The sequence below is a fragment of the Serratia sp. 201 genome, assembly GCF_037027545.1.
GTDB classification, from domain to species: domain Bacteria; phylum Pseudomonadota; class Gammaproteobacteria; order Enterobacterales; family Enterobacteriaceae; genus Serratia; species Serratia bockelmannii.
In genome coordinates, this window is the sequence record NZ_JAXCHC010000001.1 from 145,888 (window position 1) to 167,708 (window position 21,821).

The window sequence follows — 21,821 nt, forward strand, 5'->3', positions numbered from 1 at the left end:
CAGCAGCCCTGACTGCCGGTGAGAAGCCCGGCAGCGTTTTACTCTGCGCCGCGATCGCATTTCGCGCGAAAAACCAGTGACAGATCAACCGCAATCCCCCAATATGGATTTTCCATCAAGATGATTACGCGGGTGCCAGTCTATGCTGAAAGTGAATGAGTATTTTGCCGGAAAAGTGAAGTCTATCGGTTTTGACAGTAGCAGCATCGGTCTTACCAGCGTGGGCGTGATGGAAGAGGGCGAATACACCTTCTCCACCGCGCAACCGGAAGAAATGACGGTGATCACCGGGGCGCTGAAAGTGCTGCTGCCAGGGGCGCCGGACTGGCAGGTGTTTACGCCGGGTGAGAAGTTCTTCGTGCCGGGGCACAGCGAGTTCAACCTGCAGGTGGCCGACGCGACCGCCTATCTGTGCCGCTATCTGAGCAAATAAACGTTGCTCGTTAGGGGAACGCAGGGCTCAGCGAAGGCTGGGCCCTGGTCGTTTCTGCGGCGGGATTAACGCTGGGCTTCGCCGCCGAGCGCTTCGATGGTGTTTTTGATCAACGCCGCCAGCTCGCTGGTCATCAGGATAAAGTCGGCGTCAAAGCGCTGGGCGAAGTCGTCGCGATCGATGTCGTCGTTCTGCTCGCGCAGCGTGTCGGCGAACTTCAGGCGCTTGAGCGAGCCGTCGTCCGACAGCATCAGCTGAATGCGCTCCTGCCAATCCACCGCCAGCTTGGTCACCAGCTTGCCGGCTTCGATATGCACCGCGATTTCGTCACTGATCAGATTCTGTTTCTTGCAGCGGATCACGCCGCCTTCTTCCAGAATCGCTTTCAATTCCGCTTCATCCTGAATGGCGAAGCCGGCCGGCATCTCGCCGGAACGCACCCATTCGGTCAGCGTCAGTTCGATCGGGCTTTCCATCGTCAGCGGCACCACCGGCAGCGAGCCGAGGCTCTTGCGCAGCAGCGCCAGCGTATCTTCGGCGCGTTTGGCACTGGCGGCATCGACCATGATCAGATCGTTGACGGTGTCGATCCACATGAAGGTCTGGTTGAAGCGGCTGAACGCGCGCGGCAGCAGGCTGTGCAGCACTTCGTCCTTCAGCGCGTCTTTCTCGGTTTTCTTCAGTTTGCGGTGTTGTTCCGCCTCCAGGCGCTCAATCTTGGCCTGCAGCTCTTGCTTGATGACCGGCGACGGCAGGATTTTCTCTTCCTTGCGCGCGCAGATGACGATCTGGCCGTTGACCGCGTGCGTCAGCGCATCGCTGTGCGAGCCCATCGGGGAGACCCAGCCAGTCTTCGCCATGTCCTGGCTACCGCACGGCGTGAAGGCGAACGCGCTGAGTTGTTTTTCCATTTCATCCGCGTTTAACGCCACTTCGCGGCTCAAACGGTAAACCATCAAATTCTTAAACCACAGCATAATGTTATCCCTGGCTGGGCGTGCGCTCGGCACGCTGATTCGTCAAAAGCAGGGCGGCATGATAACGAATTGACGCTGAAAAATCGCCCCATTCTCTCCGAATTGCGTTGCTTTACGCACCGAGAAAGGGCGGGGTGGAGGGTGGGAAACAGGTGATTCATCTGCGCGCTTACATTAGGCTGTGGCAACGCTACGTGGCATCGAGGAGAAAAATACGTGCGCATTGGCATCGACTTGGGTGGGACGAAAATTGAAGTGATTGCGTTGGCGGACGACGGGCGGGAGCTGTTTCGCCATCGCATCGCCACGCCGCGCCATGACTATGGGCAAACCCTGGCGGCGATCGCCGGGCTGGTGAAGCTGGCGGAAGATCATACCGGCGAATTGGGATCGGTCGGGATCGGCATTCCCGGCACGCTGTCGCCGTTTACCGGGCGGGTGAAGAACGCCAACTCGGTATGGCTCAACGGCCAACCGCTGGACAAGGATCTGTCGGCGCTGCTGGCGCGCGAGGTGCGTATCGCCAACGACGCCAACTGCCTGGCGGTGTCGGAAGCTACCGACGGCGCAGGCGCTGGCGCGAAAACGGTGTTCGCGGTCATTATCGGCACCGGCTGCGGCGCCGGCGTGGCGCTGAGCGGCCAGGCGCATTCTGGCGGCAATGGCATCGCCGGCGAGTGGGGCCACAACCCGCTGCCGTGGCAGGATGACGATGAGCTGCGTTACGCTCGCGACGTGCCGTGTTACTGCGGCAAGCCGGGCTGCATCGAAACCTTTATTTCCGGCACCGGTTTCGCTACCGACTATGCGCGCCTGAGCGGCAACGCGCTGCAAGGGCATGAGATCATGGCGCTGAGCGAGCGGGGCGATGCGCTGGCGGAGCAGGCGATCGTTCGCTACGAAATGCGGTTGGCGAAATCGCTGGCGCACGTGATCAACATGCTGGATCCGGACGTGGTGGTGCTCGGCGGCGGCATGAGCAACGTGGATCGCCTGTACCGCACGGTGCCGCAGCGGGTGAAAAGTTGGGTATTTGGCGGCGAGTGTGAAACGCCGATCCGCAAGGCGGTTCACGGCGACTCCAGCGGCGTACGCGGTGCGGCCTGGCTGTGGCCGCAACAGCAGCGCTAAACGTTGCAGCAAAGCGCGAGGCTGCTCGCGCTTTAAACCCTTCCCTGTACAAAAACTGGACGGCGTTTTATGATTTAGCTAACTTAGCTAAGGAGGACGCGTATGCCGATTCAGGCCAATATGCACGAAGCCAAATCCAATCTGAGCCAGTTGGCGGACAGAGCCGCGGAGGGAGAAACCGTGATTATTGCAAAAGCAGGGAAGCCGTACGTACAGCTGGTCGCCATCAAGGGGGAAGCGCGCCGCCCTGGCGCCGCCAAGGGCAAGTTCACCGTGCCGGCGGATTTCAACGCCGAGGATGCGGCCATTGCGGCGTTGTTTGAGGGCGATGCATGAAGCGCCTGTTGCTGGATACCCACGCGTTGCTGTGGTGGCTGATCGATGACGCCTGCCTGGGCGCGAACGCCAAAAGGCAGATCGCCGATCCGGGCAATGCGGTGTACGTCAGCGCGGCCAGCATTTGGGAGATCTCGATCAAGCAGGCGCTGGGCAAACTGGCGCTGCCGGAAGATATCTTTGCGATCATCGAGGCCGAAGATTTTCTGTCGCTGCCGATGGACGCCTTTCACTGCCAACAGGCCGGGCAGTTGCCGCCCTATCATCAGGATCCTTTCGATCGCATGCTGATCGCACAGGCGCAGGCCGAAGGGCTGACGCTGGTCTCCGCCGACGCGGTGTTTCCGCAGTACGGCGTGCGGGTAGCCGACGCTCGCCGTTAAGCCGGCTTTTCCTCGCTTTCGCTGCGCACCCGTTCGATATGAATGGTCAGAAACATCATCTCTTCCGTGGTGAGCTGATGCTGATAGTGCTTTTCGATGTGGCGGTTGATCTTACCGGCGCAGGCGAATGACTCGCGGTACTTCTCTTTCACCACCTGATAGAGCGAGTCGTCGTCGCTGTCGACGTAGTTTTTCCCCAGCAGGCGCTGGGCGAAGAATTTCAAATGGGTGACGAAACGGTGGTAGCTCAGGGATTCCTCGTTGTAATCAAAGCGGAAATGGTATTTGACCAGGTTGAGGATCTCTTGCATCACGCGGGTAATATGCAGCGTGTTGTGCATCTCGTCGTTAAGCTGGGCGTTGACCAGGTGTAGGGCGATAAATCCGGCTTCGTCCTCCGGCAACGCGGTGTCCAGCCGTTGGGCGATCAGGGCCAGCGCCTCCAGCCCGACGGCGAACTCGGCCGGATAGAGCTTTTTAATCTCCCACAGCAACGCATTTTTGATATCCAGCCCTTGCGCATGGCGCTGCAGGGCGAAGTGGATGTGATCGGTCAGCGTGATGTAGACGATGTTATGCAACTTGCCCGGCAGGCGTTCGCGGGCGAGAGTAATGATCTTGTCGGCGGTGGTGACGCAGGCTAATGGGATCTCGGCGAGCAGCTCTTTATAGCGCTCGGCGGTTTCTCCGCCGTTATGGGTGAATACCTTTTCGATCAGGCTTTCGTCCAGCGTATCGCCGGGCTTCTTTTTAAAGCCGATTCCTTTTCCCATCACCACCGTCTCTTCCTGACGGTCGTCCAGCGTAATCACCACGTTATTATTGAGTATTTTAGCGATTTTCATGGTTTTTCCCGGTGTTTCAGCATCCTGAAAACGAAAAAACCTGACGCCCGGGAGCGATCCCGGGTGTCAGGTTTTGCCTGTATTTTATGTTTCTTCCCTGCGGCCCTGAGCGGCGGAGGGGATACAGTAACAATCCTATTATGTTGGCATAATAACCCGTGCCCGCCGCGGCTCAACGCTTTTCACTGCGGAGTGCCGCCGCGGTCACACTTCTGCGCCGCGCGCCGCGGGATCATTCCAGCCTGAAATGCGCCTCCAGCCGGCTGACGCCGAGCCCGTTGACCTTTTTCACCTTGATCTGCACCGGAATACGTTCTTTCATCGCCTCGACGTGGCTGATCACGCCGATGGTTTTGCCGGAGGCATTCAGGCTGTCCAGCGCGTCCAGCGCGGTATCGAGGGTTTCGGCGTCTAGCGTGCCGAAGCCTTCGTCGAGGAACAGCGAGTCGATGCTGGTTTTGTGGCTGACCAGATCGGACAACGCCAGCGCCAGCGCCAGGCTGACCAGGAAGCTCTCACCGCCGGACAGGGTGCGGGTATCGCGCAGCGCGTCCGCCTGCCAGGTGTCCACCACCTGCAGCTCCAGCGCATCGCTGGTTTTGCGCTGAAGCAGGTAGCGCCCATGCAGCCGGCCGAGTTGCTGGTTAGCCAGATAGACCAGATGATCGAGCGTTAACCCCTGAGCGAAGCGGCGGAACTTGTCGCCTTCTTTCGAGCCGATCAGCTGGTTGAGGTAGCTCCAGTCGTCGTAGTCTTGCTGACTGCGGGCGATCTGCTCGAACAGCGCCTGCTGATTAAGGCGACGGGCGGCGTCGCTTTCCAATTGGTTGCGCAGTTCACCCTGGCGCAGCTGCAACGTTTTCAACTGCTGTGCCAACTCGGCCAGCGATTGGGTGAGCGCGTCGAGATCCGTGTTGGCTTCATCCACCCCCTCAGGGCGGCTCAGCCGATGCTGCTCCAGCGTTTGCGTCGCCTGCGTCAGCAGGGCCGCGGCCTCTACCTGCCGCTGTTGCAGTTGCTCTCTACGCTGCTGCAATTCGCGGCGCAGTGTGTCGTCCAGCAGCGCGGCGGTGAAGGCGGTTTCATCAGCGAATTCGCTGTCGGCCAGCGCCTGCTGCCACTGCTGCTGCGCCTGCTGCAGCCGCTCCTGCATCTGGGTGTGTTGTTGTTGTAACCCGGCCTGCTGGCCGGTCAGGCGCTCGCGCAGTTCCTGCGCCTTTTGCCACTGCTCGGCGGCCTGTAAGCTGGCCTGTTCACAGGCGGTTTGTTTGGCGCGCAGCTGTTCCCGTACCTCGGCGACCCGCTGTTCGCCGAACAGCGCCAGCCGCTGCGCGCGCCGCTCTGCGAGAGTTTTCTCGCCTTCCTGCCAGCGTTGTTGCAGGTCTTGCTGCTGTTGCAGGCTGTCGGCATAGGTTTTCTGCAGCAGCGTAAAGCGCTCTTCGAGCAGCGCCAGCTGTTGCTGCGCCTGCTGCTGCTGCGTTTGCAGAGCGGCGAGCGCGTCTTTTGCCTGTTGTACTGCCTGCGCCGCCTGTTCATGCTGCTGCAGCGCGTGCTGCCCGCGCCGCTCTTCATCGTCGCAACCGCTCAGCCAGGCGCTGAGTCGCTCGCTCTCCGCCAGCGTAAAGTCGAACGCCAGCGGTGCGCTGAGCTGCTGCCACTGCTGCTGTTGGGCAGCCAACTGCTGTTCATCCTGCGCGATGGTTTGCTGCTGGCGTTGTTGCTGTTCCTGCAGGCCTTCGCAGCGGGTACGCAACTCGGTGCCCTGGGTTTGCAGTTTCTCGGCGAGAGTACGCATCTCAACCAAACGCTGTTCCGTGGCCGAAGGCTGTACAGCCTGATACTGCTCTACTGCTGGATGGCTGGTGGAACCGCACAGTGGGCAGGGGGCACCGCTTTGCAGCAGGGCGCGCTCCGCTTCCAGACTGACGATGCGTTTTTCCAGTTCGTGGATCTGCTCCACTTCCTGCAGCTGCGCCTTGTGCTGTTTGAATTGCTGACGCGCGCTCTCCAACTGCTGTTGCAGCCCGGCGAGCTGCGTTTGCCGCTCGGCGTGCTCCGCCTGTTGCCTAGCCAGACGCTCGCGGGTCTGACGGTTAAGGGACGCCAGAGTAAACAGCTGCTGGCGTGTTGGGCGCAGATCCGCCAGGGCGCTCAGGCGTTGGCGCAGCGGGGCCAACGGCGTTTGCGCCTCCAGCGCCTGTTGCTGCTGTTGTTGAACGGCCAGCGCTTCGTTCAGCGCGTTCAACTGCTGCTGATGTAGTGCGCCCTGTGCCGTCAGCTGGCTGCGCTGAGCGGTGAGCTGCTCCAGCGTAGTTTGCTGCTGGGCGCACTGCTGCGTGGTGGCATCGGCGGCCTGTCGTCGCTCGGCCTGTGTCGACTGCAGTTGGGCTATTTGGTGGTCGAGCGGAGCGACTTGCTCATCGATCAGCTGTTGCTGCTGCTGCATATACTCGGCATGGGTTTGCTGCGCCAGGCGGGCTTTTTCCACCGCCTGCTGCAGCGGCGCCAGCTGCGCCGAGTGCTGTTCCTGTTGCTGCGTCAGCTGGGCTGCCTGCTGTTGTATCGTCTGCAGTTCGGCGCGGCAGCGATCGCGTTCGCCGCGCAGCGGCCGCAATTTCTCGGCCGGTTCGCTGAGCGCCAGCTGCTGCAGCTGCGGGGCGGCCTCTGCCTGCTCGCGCTGGGCGGTTTCCAGCCGCCGTTGACCCTCGCCTTGCTGTTGCCGGAGGCGTTGCCATTGCTGCAGCCAGCTCAGCGCCTGTTGCTGTCGCTGGGTTTGCTCGCCGAGGGCGATTTCCTGCGCGCTCAGCGCCGTCAGCTGTTCGGTCAGAGACTGGCGCTGCTCGTCGTTCAGCAGTTCGATGCCGCTGGCGCGTTGATGCAACGCATCCAGGTCGGTTTTGGCCTGCTTGTGCGACTCGAACACCTGTTCGGACAGTCGCCCATAGATTTCGGTGCCGGTCAGCTCTTCCAGCAGTTCGGCGCGATCGTTGGCATCGGCATTGAGGAAGGCGGCGAACTGCCCCTGAGACAGCATCATCGATTTGGTGAAGCGGCCAAAGTCCAGCCCGGTGATGGTTGCGGTAAGCTCCAGCTTGTCGCGCACCTTGTCCGCCAGGATCTTGCCGTCCTCGCGGCGCGCCAATTCGACCTTCGGCGCCTGCAGATTGCCGTCCGGCGCATTCTTGGCGCGGCGCTGGCTCCAGAAGGCGCGATAGCCGACGCCCTTGACCTCGAATTCGACCTCCGCCAGCGATTCGGCGGTGTGGCGGGTCATCAGTTCATTCTGGCTCGGCGTGACGTTGAGGCGCGGCGTCTGGTGGTACAGCGCCAGGCAAATGGCGTCCAGCAGGGTGGTTTTGCCCGCGCCGGTCGGGCCGGTAATGGCGAACAGGCCGTTGCTGGCGAACGGCTCGGCGGTGAAGTCAATTTTCCATTCGCCCTGCAGCGAGTTGAGGTTTTTTAACCGCAGGCTGAGGATCTTCATGGGTTGGTCTCCTCAGGATTGTGCTGCACCGCATCGACCACCTGGCGGAACAGTTGGTGCATCCGCCGTTGGCGTGCTTCGGGCATGTCGGCCTCCTGCGCCAGGCGCCGTTCGAACACCTCGTTGACGCTCAGTTCGTTCAGCGTTTCCTTATCCTGCTGCGCGATTGCCTGGCGGCGCTGCTCTTTGCTGCGCCGCAACAGCACCACTTCCACCGGCAGCTCATCCGCCATCAGTTGGATGCGGCGCTGAATATCGCTGAGGTAGTCCTGCGTCGCCACTTCGATATCCAGCCACACCGGCAGCTCGCCGGCATAGTCGGCAAATTGCTGCAGTTGCCGTTCGATCTCGGCCAGATCCCCTTTGATCAGCTGCATGGGCTGGAACTGCGGGATCGTTAACGCATCTACCTGCTGGAGGGCTCCGTCGGCGAAATCGACCAGGAAGATGCTTTTGGCTTTGCCCAGCTCATCGAAGCTGAGCGGGATCGGTGAGCCGCTATAGCGAATATGCTCTGACTTGGCGACGTTCTGCGCGCGGTGAATGTGGCCGAGCGCGATGTAATCGGCGGGCGGGAAGGCCTGCGCCGGGAAGGCGTCCAGAGTGCCGATATAGATGTCGCGCACCGAGTCGGAGGTGGTGACGCCGACGGTGGTCAGGTGGCCGGTGGCGACGATCGGCAGCGGCAAGCCCAGCTGGTCGCGGCGCTCGCAGGCCGCCTGATACAGCGTCTGATAATGTTCGGCGATGGCTTCCTGCAGCGCCTGCTGTTTCTGCGCGCCGGATTCGCCGGCGCGGCTGGTAAGCAGATCGCGCGGCCGTAGGAACGGGATGGCGCACAGCACCGCGCCCGGCTGGCCGTCGCGCCGGTTAAGCACCACGATCTGCTGTTCGGGCGCGCCTTGCGCGCTCGCGATCACCGTGGTGTTCAGGCAGGAGAGCAGTTCCCGCGATTCGTTCAGCGTCGCCACCGAATCGTGGTTGCCGCCCAACACGACCAACTGGCAGCCGGTGCGCTGCAGTTCCACCACGAAGCGGTTGTACAGCTCGCGGGCATAGCTGGGCGGTGAGCCGGTATCGAACAGATCCCCGGCGACGATCAGCGCATCCACCTGTTGCTGTTCGATCTGTTCGATCAGCCAGTTCAGAAAAGCCTGGTGCTCGGCGGCGCGGCTTTTGGTGAAAAAGTACTGGCCAAGGTGCCAGTCAGAGGTGTGGATCAGGCGCATGACACTCCCGGATGCAAAGATAATGGCGATGATTATAAAGGCCGCGGCGGCGGCTGTCCCGGCGCAATGATGATGACAACCGGATGATTTTTCTTTACTGCGGGAAATAATCGCTATGCTTACTGCCTATAACAGCCGGTTTTTTTCATAAAAGTGTCACAAAACTGACGCATAATGGCGCCCGAAAAGTCGCTAACACATTGGCAGGATTGACGATGGCAAGACGCATACTGGTGGTGGAAGACGAAGCGCCGATCCGTGAGATGGTGTGCTTTGTGTTGGAACAAAATGGTTACCAACCGTTGGAAGCCGAGGATTATGACAGCGCCGTGACGCGTCTGTCTGAGCCGTTCCCTGATTTGGTGTTGCTTGACTGGATGTTGCCCGGCGGTTCCGGCATTCAGTTTATCAAACATATGAAGCGCGAAGCGCTGACCCGCGATATTCCGGTCATGATGCTGACCGCGCGCGGGGAAGAGGAAGACCGCGTGCGCGGCCTGGAAGTGGGGGCGGATGATTACATTACCAAGCCGTTCTCGCCCAAGGAGCTGGTGGCGCGCATCAAGGCGGTCATGCGCCGCATTTCACCGATGGCGGTGGAAGAAGTGATTGAAATGCAAGGCCTGAGCCTGGACCCGTCCTCCCACCGCGTGATGGCGAACGATCAGGCGTTGGACATGGGGCCGACCGAGTTCAAGCTGCTGCACTTCTTTATGACCCACCCGGAGCGGGTTTATAGCCGTGAGCAGTTGCTTAATCACGTCTGGGGCACTAACGTTTATGTGGAAGACCGTACCGTTGACGTGCATATCCGTCGGCTCCGCAAAGCGTTAGAAACCAGTGGGCATGATAAAATGGTTCAAACCGTTCGGGGCACCGGCTACCGGTTCTCAACGCGCTACTGATCGCGCTGCGCTGGAGAATATGCCGTGTTAGAACGTCTGTCGTGGAAGAGGCTGGCTCTGGAGCTGGCTCTTTTTTGTTTGCCCGCCTTACTGCTGGGGCTGATTTTCGGTTATCTGCCCTGGTTTCTGCTGGCCTCCGCGCTGGCTGCGCTGGTGTGGAATTTCTACAACCAGCTCAAACTCTCCCATTGGCTGTGGATTGACCGCAGCATGACGCCGCCGCCCGGCCGCTGGAGCTGGGAGCCGCTGTTCTATGGCCTGTATCAGATGCAGCAGCGCAATCGCCGCCGCCGGCGCGAGCTGGCGCTGCTGATCAAGCGCTTTCGCAGCGGGGCCGAATCGTTGCCTGACGCGGTGGTGATGACCACCGTCGAGGGCAATATCTTCTGGTGCAACGGGCTGGCGCAGCATCTGCTCGGCTTCCGCTGGCCGGAAGACAACGGCCAGCACATCCTCAACCTGCTGCGCTATCCGGAATTCAGCCACTATCTGCAACAGCAGGAGTTTTCACGTCCGCTGACGCTGCAGTTGAACAACGAACACTACGTCGAATTCCGCGTGATGCCGTATTCCGAAGGGCAGTTGCTGATGGTGGCGCGCGACGTCACCCAGATGCGCCAACTGGAGGGCGCACGGCGCAACTTCTTCGCCAACGTCAGCCATGAGCTGCGCACGCCGCTGACGGTGCTGCAGGGCTACCTGGAGATGATGGGCGACGAAGAGCAGGACGGCTCGCTGCGCAGCAAGGCACTGAGCACCATGCAAGAGCAGACCCGCCGCATGGACGGGCTGGTCAAGCAGCTGCTGACGCTGTCGCGCATCGAGGCGGCGCCCAATGTCGACATGAACGAGCGGGTGGATATCCCGCTGATGCTGCGGGTGTTGCAGCGCGAGGCGCAGTCGCTGAGCGGCGGCAATCACGAGATCACCTTCCGGGTGAACGAACAGCTCAACGTGTTCGGTAATGAAGACCAGTTGCGCAGCGCGGTGTCTAACCTGGTGTACAACGCGGTCAATCACACGCCGAAGGGCACCCACATTGAAGTGAGCTGGCAGCAGACGGCGCACGGCGCGCAGTTCCAGGTCAGCGACAACGGGCCGGGTATCGCCGCCGAACACCTGCCGCGGCTGACCGAGCGTTTTTACCGCGTCGACAAGGCCCGTTCGCGCCAAACCGGCGGCAGCGGGTTGGGGTTGGCGATCGTCAAACACGCGCTCAGCCATCACGATGCGCGGCTGGAGATCCTCAGCGAGCCGGGGATTGGCACCCGCTTTATCTTTACCTTACCCAATCGGTTGATTGTTCCCGCCGCTTTATCAGAGAATGCGGTGAAAAATTAACGCGAGACACCGGTATGACCCGAATAACCCGAGGGCTGTTGCTTTGCCTGGCGCTGCTGGCCGGGCGCGGCGCGCTGGCGCAGCCCGACGGCATGCTGGCGGGCAACCTGTCCAGCGTCGGTTCCGACACCCTGGCGAATCTGATGGCGCTATGGGCGCAGGATTTCAGCCAGCATTATCCCAACGTTAACCTGCAGATCCAGGCCGCCGGATCGTCGACCGCGCCGACCGCGTTGGCGGCGGGCGCCGCGCAGCTGGGCCCGATGAGCCGGCCGATGAAGGCCGCCGAGGTTTCGGCGTTCGAACATCGTTACGGCTATGCGCCGCTGGCGGTGCCGGTAGCGGTGGATGCGCTGGTGGTGTTGGTGCATCAGGACAACCCGCTGCGCGGCCTCAATCTGCAGCAGCTCGATCGCATTTTCTCCGCCACCCGGCGCTGCGGCGAAAGCAAACCGCTGACGCGCTGGGGCGAGCTGGGGCTGAGTGGCGACTGGGCGACGCGTTCGCTGCAGCGTTTCGGCCGCAACTCGGCGTCCGGCACCTACGGCTATTTCAAACTGCGTGCGCTGTGCGGCGGCGATTTTATGCCGCGCGTCAATGAGTTGCCCGGTTCAGCCTCGGTGGTGCAGGCGGTGGCCGGTTCGCTCAACGGCATCGGCTACGCCAGCATCGGTTTTCGCGCCAGCGGCGTGCGGCTGCTGCCGTTGGCGGAGTCGGGAGAGGACTATGTTGCCCCTACCGCCGCCAACGTGCGCAACGATCGCTACCCGCTGTCGCGCTATCTGTATATCTACATCAACAAAGCCCCCAATCAACCGCTGGAGCCGCTGACCGCCGCGTTCCTCGACCGCGTGCTGTCGACTGCCGGGCAGAGCCTGGTCAATCACGACGGCTATCTGCCGCTGCCGCCGGGCGCCCTGCAGAGGACCCGTCAGGCGCTTGGGTTGCCACCGCTCGCGCCGGCCGTGATGAAATAACCGACAAAATGCGACGTAATTTTCGCCTTTTTTCACGGCCAAACGAAGCTCGTGCCACGCGAAAATCGGGCTTATATTGGCGTTTTCGCGCGGTAAAGTGATATATGCTTCACGTTTCGTGAATCTGCTGTTCAAAAATGATACAAATCATGTAGTGTATATTTATTGATAGCCAATATGATCGACTGGTGGCTAAAGTTTATATGGTCGATAGCTCTGCTTTTCGCCGTGCGTCTTGCCTTGAAGCGCTATAAACGTTTACCTTAGCCCTCGTTGTCGGATTAAACCTCCATTTTTATAACTCCTAAAATTTTGCCCATCTTCATGAGCGGCCACTTTCGAATAGGGACATAAACGCCGGATCGACTGCGTTTAGGGTGCTTATTTGGCGCTGCAACGTTAGGGCATGCCGGCAACCGGGTGGGGCGTTACGCCACCACGCTATCGGACCCTTTTTTTATTTGAACAGGCAACACGACATCGTATGAGTCATCGTTTAACGTCAAAAGATATCCTGGCACTGGGTTTCATGACCTTTGCCTTATTCGTTGGGGCCGGGAACATCATCTTCCCGCCGATGGTCGGCTTGCAGTCCGGTGAACACGTCTGGACCGCAGCGCTGGGCTTCCTGATCACCGCCGTGGGTCTGCCGGTCATCACCGTCATCGCGTTGGCGCGCGTCGGCGGCGGCATCGACGCCCTCAGTTCGCCGATCGGCCGCGGCGCCGGCCTGCTGCTGGCGACCGTCTGCTACCTGGCCGTCGGCCCGCTGTTCGCCACGCCGCGCACCGCCACCGTATCCTTTGAAGTGGGCATTGCCCCGCTGACCGGCGACGGCACCATGCCGCTGTTTATCTATAGCCTGGTGTACTTCGCGCTAGTGATCGGCATCTCCCTGTATCCGGGCCGTCTGCTCGATACCGTCGGCCACGTGCTGGCGCCGCTGAAGATCGTGGCGCTGGCCGTACTGGGCATCGCCGCACTGCTGTGGCCTGCCGGCGCGCCGATCCCGGCGACGGCGGCTTACCAGAGCGTGCCTTTCTCCTCCGGCTTCGTTAACGGCTATCTGACCATGGATACGCTGGGGGCGCTGGTATTCGGCATCGTTATCGTCAACGCGGCGCGTTCACGCGGCGTGAAAGACGCCGGTCTGTTGACTCGTTACACCATTCTGGCCGGTTTGATCGCCGGCGTGGGCCTGACGCTGGTTTACCTGAGCCTGTTCAAGCTGGGCTCCGGCAGCGGCGCGCTGGTGCCTGACGCCACCAACGGCGCGGTGATCCTGCACGCTTACGTTCAGAACACCTTCGGCGGTTTGGGCAGCTTCTTCCTGGCGGCGCTGATCTTCATCGCCTGCATGGTGACCGCGGTAGGCCTGACCTGCGCCTGCGCCGAGTTCTTCGCGCAATATCTGCCGTTCTCGTACAAGACGCTGGTGTTTATCCTGGGCCTGTTCTCGATGGTGGTGTCCAACCTCGGCCTGAGCCACCTGATCCAGATCTCCATTCCGGTGCTGACCGCGATTTACCCGCCGTGCATCGTGCTGGTGGTGCTGAGCTTCACCCTGCGTTGGTGGCACAGCGCGCCGCGCATCATCGCGCCGGTGATGCTTGTCAGCCTGTTGTTTGGTATCCTTGACGCGGTGAAAGCCTCCAGCTTCCAGCAACTGCTGCCGGCCTGGACGACTCACCTGCCGCTGGCGGAGCAGGGGTTGGCATGGTTGCCGCCTTCGCTGCTGATGCTGGTGCTGGTCGCGATTTATGATCGGGTGTGTACGCGTTCCCAAGTGACCGCGCACTGATAATCCCCCGGCTTAATCCAGGGCCACGGACATGTCCGTGGCTTTTTTTCGTTTAAAACTATGGGTCATTTTCATGCAACAACAGTCACCCACCTCTGCCCCCGACAATAAGCTGAAACGCGGCCTCAGCACGCGTCATATCCGCTTTATGGCGTTGGGGTCAGCCATCGGCACCGGGTTGTTCTACGGCTCGGCGGATGCCATCAAAATGGCCGGCCCGAGCGTGCTGCTGGCTTACCTGATCGGCGGCATCGTGGCCTTTATCATCATGCGCGCCCTGGGGGAGATGTCGGTCAACAACCCGCAGGCCAGCTCATTTTCCCGCTATGCGCAGGACTACCTCGGCCCGATGGCGGGTTACATCACCGGCTGGACTTACTGCTTTGAAATCCTGATTGTCGCCATCGCCGACGTGACCGCCTTCGGCATCTATATGGGGGTCTGGTTCCCGGAAGTGCCGCACTGGATCTGGGTGCTGAGCGTGGTGCTGATCATCGGCGCCATCAACCTGATGAGCGTCAAGGTGTTCGGCGAGCTGGAATTCTGGTTCTCGTTCTTCAAGGTCGCCACCATCATCATCATGATCGCGGCCGGTATCGGCATCATCATCTGGGGCATCGGCAACGGCGGGCAACCGACCGGTATACATAACCTGTGGTCGAACGGCGGCTTCTTCAGCAACGGCTTTATCGGCATGATCCTGTCGCTGCAGCTGGTGATGTTCGCTTATGGTGGCATTGAAATTATCGGCATCACCGCCGGCGAAGCCAAAGATCCGAAAAAATCGATTCCGAAGGCCATCAACTCGGTGCCGTGGCGCATTCTGGTGTTCTACGTCGGTACGCTGTTCGTCATTATGTCTATCTACCCGTGGAACCAGGTGGGTACCAACGGCAGCCCGTTCGTGCTGACTTTCCAGCATATGGGCATCACCGTGGCGGCGGGCATCCTCAACTTCGTGGTGATTACCGCGTCGCTGTCGGCGATTAACAGCGACGTGTTCGGCGTCGGCCGCATGCTGCACGGCATGGCCGAACAGGGCCACGCGCCGAAGATGTTCAGCAAGGTGTCGAAGCGCGGCATTCCTTGGGTGACGGTAGTGGTGATGATGTTGGCGCTGCTGCTGGCGGTATACCTCAACTACATCATGCCGGAGAGCGTGTTCCTGGTGATCGCCTCCCTGGCGACCTTCGCCACCGTGTGGGTGTGGATCATGATCCTGTTCTCGCAAATTGCCTTCCGCCGCAGCCTGAGCAAAGAGCAGGTGAAACAGCTGGCGTTCCCACTGCGCGGTGGGGTATTCACCTCGGTGGTGGCGATCGTGTTCCTGGTGTTCATCATCGGTCTGATCGGTTACTTCCCGACCACGCGTGTCTCGTTGTACGCCGGCCTGGTTTGGGTGGTGTTGCTGTTGGCGGGGTACTGGTTCAAGGTCAACCATCAGAAAAAACGCGCGCCGTTGGCGACGCAGCAAGACTAAATGGAAAAACACCGGCTGAGGCCGGTGTTTTTTTAGCGTTGGTCTTCCACTTCATCCTCCCCGGCGGCGCGCGCTTCGATACGCATGTCGCCGCCGTTAAGGCGTTCTTCCTCCTCCTCGCCGGCGCAGCGCGCCAGCACTTCGCGAATGTCCTGCATATTGCTGCTGAGTGCACTCAGCGAAGGTTGCAGATTGCGGGGCATGCGGCTTTCATCCAGCGACGCGCTGTGCAGGCAGCCGATAAACAGCAGGGTGGCCAGCAGGGTAAACAGCCGGTGACGTAACCGTTTCAGCAAGGGCTTTCCCTCTCGGTAGTGAAGGTGATGGCACATTAACGCCGTTTTCGCCGGGGAAAAGAAGGGGATGGAGATATCTGCTGGCAATTGAAAGAGAATAATTACCAGCAGACACAGTTACGTCAGCCGACGTCAGGAAGCGTTCGCGCTTTGTCGCAGCATGCCGCGCAGGTCGTTGCCGGTTGGCGTTTGATGCACGCGCAGGCCGAACTCGTCGATCACCGCCAGGAGATGGTCGAAAATATCCGCCTGAATGCTTTCGTACTCCGCCCAGACCGTGGTGTTGGTAAAAGCGTAGATTTCCAGCGGCAGGCCCTCCGGCGTCGGCGCCAGCTGGCGCACCATCAGCGTCATATTCTGGTGAATGCGCGGGTGAGCGCGCAGGTAGGCTTCCAGATAGGCGCGCAGCGTGCCGAGGTTGGTCAGGCGGCGGCCGTTGAGCGGCGAGGCCAGATCGACGGCGATCTCCTGGTTATGCTGGCTCAGCTCCTGGGTCTTGACGTTCAGGTAGCTGTGCAGCAGCGGGTTGCGCTGCAGGCGGCGCTGTTCCTCTTCCGACAGGAAGTGCACGCTGCCGGTGTCGATATTCAGGCTGCGCTTGATGCGGCGCCCGCCGGATTCCGACATCGACCGCCAGTTCTTGAACGAGTCGGAGATCAGCGCGTAGGTAGGAATAGTGGTGACGGTGTTGTCCCAGTTACGCACTTTGACCGTGGTCAGGCCGATGTCGGTGACCGCGCCGTCGGCGCCGTATTTCGGCATTTCCAGCCAGTCGCCGATCTTCAGCATATCGTTGGCGGAGAGCTGAATGCCGGCCACCAGCCCGAGGATCGGATCCTTGAACACCAACATCAAGACCGCGGTCATGGCACCCAGGCCGCTGAGCAGCAGCAGCGGCGATTTGCCCATCAGCAACGAAACGATCATGATGCCGATCAGGATCGCCGCCACCAGTTTCAGGCCCTGGAAAATGCCGCGCAGCGGCAGCTGATTGGCGATCGGACTTTGGCGCAGCAGCGCCAGCAGCGTATCCAGCAGCGAGAACAGCGACAGCAGGGTGAAGGCGAGGATCCACACCTGCGCGGCGGTGACGATCACCGCCTGGGTTTGGCTGCCGCTCTGCAACCACAGCGTCGCCTGGATGCTGATGATCACCCCTTGCAGCAGCAGCGCCACGCGCTGGAACAGTTTGTATTGGGTGATGGCCTGTTGCCAGACGCGCTGCGATTGCTGGCCGCGGCGCTGAAGGGCGGCCAACACCACCCGGTGCAGCACCAGGTGGATCACCACCGAGATCAGGACAATCAACCCCAATACCATCAACAGCGACATCACTCCGCCGAATTCCAAACCAAACTGTTCCAGCCAGCGCGTTATCTGTTGTTGCATTACCGCTCCTTAAAAAATGCGCAAAAAATATCCTGTAAGCTCAAAACGCGTTAGCCTAAGGGGTAACGTGAAGGATTTGTGCCTGTTTACCTTTTTTTACATCGAGTTAGCGTTATTTTTCGGTCTCCGCCCCCCGGCTCATCCCTGGGTTTTGCGGCCAGAGAGGAGGGGGAGTTGCACTTAACGTGGCATTGTTCGCTTCTTGAAGAACGCCGTCGATTTCGTTTGGTACAGCAGGAGAAACAGTATGCTTAACGCCTGGCATCAACCGGTCCCGCCTTTTGTGGTGAAGCAAGGGCAACGTTTGGATATCACGCTGTGGTTACAGGGGGATGAACTGCCGGAACGGGTGTTTTTGCGCGCCGAACCGGACAACGAAGAGTGGCTGCTGGTGATGAAAGCGCAGCGCCACGAGGGGATGCGGCGCTACCAGGCCAGCCTTACGCTGAATGAGGGCGAGCCGACGCGGCGTTACTGCTTCAAGCTGCTGTGGGCCGATCGCCAGCAGTGGTTCGGCCCGCAGGGCTGGTCGCCAACGCCGCCGGGCCAGCTGGCGCAGTTCGCCGTCGACGAGCCCGACCATGGCCCCGAGTGGGTGGCGGATCAGCTGTTCTACCAGATTTTCCCCGATCGCTTCGCCAGCAGCGGCGGCGAGCACGGCATCCAAAGCGGCAGCTACCGCCATCACGCGGCCGGTGCCGAGGTGATTCGGCGCGACTGGCAGCATCCGCTGGAGGATCGTCACGCCGCCTCGACCTTTTACGGCGGCGATCTGGACGGCATCTGCGCCAAACTGCCGTATTTGCAGCAGCTGGGCGTGACCGCGCTGTATCTGAACCCGATTTTTACCGCGCCGAGCGTGCATAAGTACGATACCGAGGACTATTACCAGGTCGATCCGCACTTTGGCGGCAACGCGGCGCTGCAGCGTTTGCGAGTGAGCACTCACAAGGTGGGCATGAAACTGGTGCTGGACGGGGTATTCAACCACACCGGTGACTCGCATCCGTGGTTCGACCGCCATCGCCAGGGCGAAAACGGCGCCTGTCACCACCCCGATTCACCGTATCGCGGCTGGTTCAACTTTTACCCGGACGGCCGCGCGCTCGACTGGAAGGGCAACGCCAGCCTGCCGAAGCTCAACTTCGCCGAGCCGCAGGTGGCGGAAGCGATCTATCGCGGGGAAGGCAGCGTGGTGCGCCACTGGCTGCGCCCGCCGTACAGCATCGACGGTTGGCGGCTGGACGTGGTGCACATGCTAGGGGAGAACGGCGGTGCCACCGGCAACCTGCACCACCTGGCTGGCATCTATCAGGCGGTGAAGCAGGAGAATCCGCAGGCCTACGTCTTGGGCGAGCACTTCGGCGACGCGCGCCGCTGGCTGCACGCCGGCGTGGAGGATGCGGCGATGAACTACATGGGCTTTGCGCTGCCAGTGCGGGCGTTCTTGGCGGGGCTGGACGTGGCCTATCACCCGGTGCGGCTGGACGCCGCCGGGTGCGCGCAGTGGATGGACGGCTACCGCGCGGGGCTGCCGCACGGCCGCCAGCTGATCCAGTTCAATCAGCTGGACAGCCACGATACCGCGCGTTTCCTCACGCTGTTGCAGGGGAACGCGGCGCGCATGCAGATGGCGGCGGTGTGGTTGCTGAGCTGGATCGGCGTGCCTTGTCTCTATTACGGCGATGAGATTGGCCTGGACGGCGGCAACGATCCGTTCTGCCGCAAGCCGTTCCCGTGGGACGTCGGTGACTGGGAGCGGCCGCTGCTGGCGCTGTTCCAGCGTATGGCGGCGCTGCGTAAACAGAGCCTGGCGCTGCGTCGCGGCGGCTGTCAGGTGCTGTACGCCAGCGGAGAAACGCTGGTGTTCGTGCGCCTGTATCAGCAGGAGCAGGTGTTGGTGGCGCTGCAGCGCGACGGCAGCGGCCAGGCGCAGCTGCCGCACAACCCGCTGTTGGCCCGTGGCCCGTGGCGGCGTGTGGAAGGGCGGGGAGAGTTGAGCGAAACGGCCGGCGGGCTGCGCCTGCAGCTGGCGGAAGAGTCGGCCACCGTGTGGCGGTATGAAGGCTAAGGGAACTGCGGGGGCCGAAGGGCCCCCGCGATCAAGGTGAGTGGGCGTTTACATCAGTAACCGACCGCGGAGCCTGCCGGGCGACGCACGTCGTTGGCGCCGTACAGGTAGCCTTCACGCACTTTACCGGAAACCGCCGAATCGTTGCCGGAGTTGGCCGGGCTGACGCCCGCCGCGCCCGGCAAACCGACCAGAATCAGTTCGGCGGCGCCCCACGGCGTTTGCTCGACCATCTTATAGCCCATGCCGCTCAGCAGCTTCAGCGTATCGGCGGAAACGCCGCGCTGTTCGTAGTACACCTCATCCGGCAACCATTGGTGATGGATGCGCGGTGCGTCCACCGCTTCCTGCGGCGCCATACCGTGGTCGATCACGTTCAACGCGGTCTGCAGGGTGATGGTGATGATGCGTGAGCCGCCCGGCGAGCCCAGCACCATAAAAATCTTGTTGTCCTTGGTCACCAGCGTCGGGCTCATCGACGATAGTGGGCGCTTACCGGGGGCAATGCTGTTGGCGGTGCCTTGCACCAGCCCGTACAGGTTTTTCTCGCCCACTTTCACCGTGAAGTCGTCCATCTCGTCGTTGAGGAAGAAGCCGGTGCCCGGTGCGATCACCACGGCGCCGAAGCGGCCGTTGACGGTATAGGTGGTGGAGACCGCGTTGCCGTCGTGGTCGACGATCGAATAATGGGTGGTTTCCGGCTTCTCATGCGGTTCCATGCCGGGCTGTACGTTTTCCGACGGCGTGGCCTTGTCCGCGACGATTTTCTTGCGGATCTGCTCGGCGTAGCTCTTGCTCACCAGCCGGTCGATCGGGTTCTTGATGAATTCCGGGTCGCCGAGGTAGGTGTTGCGATCCATGTAGGCATGGCGCATCGCTTCGGTCATGGTGTGAATGGCCGCCGCCGAGTTGAAGCCCATGCTTTTCAGGTCATAGCCTTCCACCACGTTGAGGATTTCGCACAGCGTGACGCCACCTGAGCTGGGAGGCGGCGCCGACACGAACTTGTAGCCGCGATAGCTGCAGGTGATCGGCGGCGTTTCGGTGACCTTGTAGTCGGCGAAGTCGGCGGCGGTCAAAATGCCGCCGCCCTGTTTGGCCGCCGCCTCCACCGCCTGTGGGATCTTGCCTTTGTAGAAGGCGTCGGTTCCCCCTTTGGCGATGGCTTCCAGCGTATTGGCCAGATCGGTTTGCACCAGTTTGTCCCCCGGCTGCAGCGGGCTGCCGTCCGGGCGCAGGAAGATTTTGGCCGACTCGGGATCCTGTTTGAAGCGCGCGATGGTGGTGTCGAGGATATCGGTATCGGCGCGGGTCAGCACAAAGCCTTCGCGCGCCAGCCTGATCGCCGGCGCCAGCACCTGTTCGCGGCTCAGTTTGCCGTACTTCTCACGCGCGGTTTCCATTCCCAGCACGGTGCCCGGCACGCCCGCCGCCAGATAGCCGTACAGGCTGGCGTCTTTCTTCACCTTGCCGTCGGCGTCCAGATACATGTTGGCGCTGGCCGCCGCCGGCGCGGTTTCGCGGAAGTTGATGAAGGTGTCGGTGCCGTCCGCCAGGTGGACGGTCATAAAGCCGCCGCCGCCGATGTTGCCGCAGCAGGGGTTCACCACCGCCTGCGCGTAGCCGACCGCCACGGCGGCGTCGATGGCGTTGCCGCCCATCTTCAGGATATCCACCCCGACCTGCGAAGCCAGATGCTGCGAGGTGACCACCATGCCGTTTTTGGCTTCCACCGCTGGGTTGGATGCCGCATGCAGGCTGCCGCTGACCAGCAGCGCCGCCATGGTCAGGGGTTTGCTCCATTTCTGTAAAAACATAGTTATTCCTACCCTGTCAGTTTTTTATTGTGTTGTGTTTGCTTGGCTGTTGTTCACTTGCAAAGCGCGAGCCAGCGTTATTGATAGTAGCCGCAGATGGGCGCACACGCGGCGAGCAGGGTGGAAAATGTGAGCGGAAACAGGGAAATAAAGCACTGAAGGCGGGCGGTCTGCCCCAAAAAGGGGCATAAAAAAACCGGCCGCGTGGGCCGGTTGATTCACTATCAGGCTGAAATTACAGCTTGGCAGCGTTTTCAGACAGGTATTTTGCCACGCCGTCTGGAGAAGCGCCCATACCTGCTTTGCCTTTTTCCCACTGAGCCGGGCACACTTCACCGTGCTCTTCGTGGAATTGCAGCGCGTCAACGGTACGGATCATTTCGTCGATGTTACGGCCGATTGGCAGGTCGTTAACAACCTGAGCACGTACGATGCCGTCTTTGTCGATCAGGAAGGAGCCGCGCAGCGCAACGCCAGCTTCCGGGTGTTCGATGCCGTAAGCTTTCTGGATTTCACGCTTAACGTCAGCAACCATTGCGTATTTCACTTCACCGATGCCGCCTTTGTCGACAGGGGTTTTACGCCATGCGTTGTGGACGAATTCTGAGTCGAAGGAAACGCCAACCACTTCAACGCCACGCTTCTGGAACTCTTCATAGCGGTGATCGAAAGCGATCAGCTCGGAAGGGCATACGAAGGTGAAGTCCATTGGCCAGAAGAACAGCACGGCTGGTTTGCCGTTCAGGTGCTTCTTCAGGTTGAAGTTTTCAACGATTTCGCCGCTACCCAGTACGGCAGCTGCAGTGAAGTCAGGGGCTTGACGAGTTACCAGGACCATAATTACTCCTGTAATAGGTGTTAAAGGGTGGATGTAAAAACAAGGGCCAGTATAGGGGCCACGACTTGGCGAATAAAGGGCAAAAGAC

18 protein-coding genes are annotated in these 21,821 nt (G+C 61.0%); 10 read left to right on the plus strand and 8 right to left on the minus strand.

All coding sequences use genetic code 11. The annotated features are described in order from the left end of the window. Positions 1-142: 142 nt before the first annotated feature. Positions 143-433 (plus strand): pyrimidine/purine nucleoside phosphorylase, encoded by a 291-nt coding sequence (gene ppnP, locus WA302_RS00875; RefSeq protein WP_004940463.1) that lies wholly within the window; start codon positions 143-145, stop codon positions 431-433. 65 nt (positions 434-498) lie between these two features. Here the strand turns inward: ppnP and rdgC are convergent, their stop codons facing one another. Next, positions 499-1,410, minus strand: a complete 912-nt coding sequence (rdgC, locus tag WA302_RS00880; RefSeq protein WP_004940461.1) for a recombination-associated protein RdgC — start codon at positions 1,408-1,410, stop codon at positions 499-501. A 216-nt stretch (positions 1,411-1,626) separates the two neighbouring features. Here rdgC and mak point away from each other — a divergent pair, with 216 nt between their 5' ends. The 3 genes from mak (at position 1,627) to WA302_RS00895 (ending at position 3,260) form a co-directional block, all read left to right on the plus strand. Next, positions 1,627-2,541 carry a fructokinase gene (gene mak, locus WA302_RS00885; RefSeq protein ID WP_025301734.1) on the plus strand — a complete coding sequence of 305 codons (915 nt, stop codon included), beginning with the start codon at positions 1,627-1,629 and terminating at the stop codon, positions 2,539-2,541. Positions 2,542-2,643: 102 nt separating this feature from the next. Then, positions 2,644-2,877, plus strand: a complete 234-nt coding sequence (locus tag WA302_RS00890; protein ID WP_025301735.1) for a type II toxin-antitoxin system Phd/YefM family antitoxin — start codon at positions 2,644-2,646, stop codon at positions 2,875-2,877. Next, positions 2,874-3,260 (plus strand): type II toxin-antitoxin system VapC family toxin, encoded by a 387-nt coding sequence (locus WA302_RS00895; RefSeq protein WP_049206211.1) that lies wholly within the window; start codon positions 2,874-2,876, stop codon positions 3,258-3,260. Before WA302_RS00890 ends, WA302_RS00895 begins: the two co-directional genes overlap by 4 nt. Here the strand turns inward: WA302_RS00895 and licT are convergent. From licT to sbcD, 3 genes are all read right to left on the minus strand, one after another. Next, a complete protein-coding gene (gene licT, locus WA302_RS00900; RefSeq protein ID WP_043135622.1) occupies positions 3,257-4,105 on the minus strand; it encodes a BglG family transcription antiterminator LicT in 849 nt (282 codons plus the stop codon). The genes WA302_RS00895 and licT overlap by 4 nt on opposite strands. A 232-nt stretch (positions 4,106-4,337) precedes the next feature. After that, the gene (gene sbcC, locus WA302_RS00905) at positions 4,338-7,589 is read right to left on the minus strand and encodes an exonuclease subunit SbcC (RefSeq protein ID WP_261456717.1); all 3,252 of its coding nucleotides are present in this window, start codon (positions 7,587-7,589) and stop codon (positions 4,338-4,340) included. Next, a complete protein-coding gene (sbcD, locus tag WA302_RS00910; protein ID WP_261456718.1) occupies positions 7,586-8,818 on the minus strand; it encodes an exonuclease subunit SbcD in 1,233 nt (410 codons plus the stop codon). The genes sbcC and sbcD overlap by 4 nt, the downstream gene beginning before the upstream one ends. Before the next feature lie 215 nt (positions 8,819-9,033). Between sbcD and phoB the strand changes: the two genes are divergently transcribed. The 5 genes from phoB (at position 9,034) to proY (ending at position 15,322) form a co-directional block, all read left to right on the plus strand. Then, positions 9,034-9,723: a phosphate response regulator transcription factor PhoB gene (gene phoB, locus WA302_RS00915; protein ID WP_004940438.1), complete on the plus strand. Its 690-nt coding sequence runs from the start codon at positions 9,034-9,036 to the stop codon at positions 9,721-9,723. Positions 9,724-9,747: 24 nt separating this feature from the next. Next, positions 9,748-11,064, plus strand: coding sequence for a phosphate regulon sensor histidine kinase PhoR (gene phoR / locus WA302_RS00920; protein WP_004940434.1), 1,317 nt, complete (start codon positions 9,748-9,750; stop codon positions 11,062-11,064). Positions 11,065-11,078: 14 nt separating this feature from the next. Continuing rightward, on the plus strand, positions 11,079-12,041 hold the full coding sequence (locus tag WA302_RS00925; RefSeq protein WP_173889168.1) for a PstS family phosphate ABC transporter substrate-binding protein: 963 nt from the start codon (positions 11,079-11,081) through the stop codon (positions 12,039-12,041). A 484-nt stretch (positions 12,042-12,525) separates the two neighbouring features. Continuing rightward, a complete protein-coding gene (gene brnQ, locus WA302_RS00930) occupies positions 12,526-13,842 on the plus strand; it encodes a branched-chain amino acid transport system II carrier protein (protein WP_099817488.1) in 1,317 nt (438 codons plus the stop codon). 73 nt (positions 13,843-13,915) lie between these two features. Beyond that, positions 13,916-15,322 (plus strand): proline-specific permease ProY, encoded by a 1,407-nt coding sequence (proY, locus tag WA302_RS00935; protein ID WP_099817509.1) that lies wholly within the window; start codon positions 13,916-13,918, stop codon positions 15,320-15,322. Positions 15,323-15,354: 32 nt separating this feature from the next. Here the strand turns inward: proY and WA302_RS00940 are convergent, their stop codons facing one another. Beyond that, positions 15,355-15,618: a hypothetical protein gene (locus tag WA302_RS00940; RefSeq protein ID WP_149570277.1), complete on the minus strand. Its 264-nt coding sequence runs from the start codon at positions 15,616-15,618 to the stop codon at positions 15,355-15,357. Between the two features lie 132 nt (positions 15,619-15,750). Next, positions 15,751-17,007: a mechanosensitive ion channel family protein gene (locus WA302_RS00945; protein WP_049295136.1), complete on the minus strand. Its 1,257-nt coding sequence runs from the start codon at positions 17,005-17,007 to the stop codon at positions 15,751-15,753. 247 nt (positions 17,008-17,254) lie between these two features. On the opposite strand from WA302_RS00945, the gene malZ reads away from it, so the two are divergent. Then, entirely contained in the window at positions 17,255-19,078 is a 1,824-nt protein-coding gene (gene malZ, locus WA302_RS00950) for a maltodextrin glucosidase (RefSeq protein WP_142590749.1), read from the plus strand. Positions 19,079-19,131: 53 nt separating this feature from the next. Here the strand turns inward: malZ and ggt are convergent, their stop codons facing one another. Continuing rightward, a complete protein-coding gene (ggt, locus tag WA302_RS00955) occupies positions 19,132-20,895 on the minus strand; it encodes a gamma-glutamyltransferase (RefSeq protein WP_089180597.1) in 1,764 nt (587 codons plus the stop codon). A 235-nt stretch (positions 20,896-21,130) separates the two neighbouring features. After that, entirely contained in the window at positions 21,131-21,733 is a 603-nt protein-coding gene (locus WA302_RS00960) for a peroxiredoxin C (protein ID WP_004940403.1), read from the minus strand. Between the last annotated feature and the right edge of the window lie 88 nt (positions 21,734-21,821).

Excerpts from the sequence above, each read along its gene's own strand:
- WA302_RS00960 (WP_004940403.1), bottom strand. The coding sequence starts at position 21,733 with ATGGTCCTGGTAACTCGTCAAGCCCCTGACTTCACTGCAGCTGCCGTA.
- ppnP (WP_004940463.1), top strand. The coding sequence starts at position 143 with ATGCTGAAAGTGAATGAGTATTTTGCCGGAAAAGTGAAGTCTATCGGT.
- rdgC (WP_004940461.1), bottom strand. The coding sequence starts at position 1,410 with ATGCTGTGGTTTAAGAATTTGATGGTTTACCGTTTGAGCCGCGAAGTG.
- sbcD (WP_261456718.1), bottom strand. The coding sequence starts at position 8,818 with ATGCGCCTGATCCACACCTCTGACTGGCACCTTGGCCAGTACTTTTTC.
- malZ (WP_142590749.1), top strand. The coding sequence starts at position 17,255 with ATGCTTAACGCCTGGCATCAACCGGTCCCGCCTTTTGTGGTGAAGCAA.
- WA302_RS00925 (WP_173889168.1), top strand. The coding sequence starts at position 11,079 with ATGACCCGAATAACCCGAGGGCTGTTGCTTTGCCTGGCGCTGCTGGCC.
- WA302_RS00890 (WP_025301735.1), top strand. The coding sequence starts at position 2,644 with ATGCCGATTCAGGCCAATATGCACGAAGCCAAATCCAATCTGAGCCAG.
- WA302_RS00945 (WP_049295136.1), bottom strand. The coding sequence starts at position 17,007 with ATGCAACAACAGATAACGCGCTGGCTGGAACAGTTTGGTTTGGAATTC.
- proY (WP_099817509.1), top strand. The coding sequence starts at position 13,916 with ATGCAACAACAGTCACCCACCTCTGCCCCCGACAATAAGCTGAAACGC.
- licT (WP_043135622.1), bottom strand. The coding sequence starts at position 4,105 with ATGAAAATCGCTAAAATACTCAATAATAACGTGGTGATTACGCTGGAC.
- ggt (WP_089180597.1), bottom strand. The coding sequence starts at position 20,895 with ATGTTTTTACAGAAATGGAGCAAACCCCTGACCATGGCGGCGCTGCTG.
- WA302_RS00895 (WP_049206211.1), top strand. The coding sequence starts at position 2,874 with ATGAAGCGCCTGTTGCTGGATACCCACGCGTTGCTGTGGTGGCTGATC.
- brnQ (WP_099817488.1), top strand. The coding sequence starts at position 12,526 with ATGAGTCATCGTTTAACGTCAAAAGATATCCTGGCACTGGGTTTCATG.
- sbcC (WP_261456717.1), bottom strand. The coding sequence starts at position 7,589 with ATGAAGATCCTCAGCCTGCGGTTAAAAAACCTCAACTCGCTGCAGGGC.
- phoB (WP_004940438.1), top strand. The coding sequence starts at position 9,034 with ATGGCAAGACGCATACTGGTGGTGGAAGACGAAGCGCCGATCCGTGAG.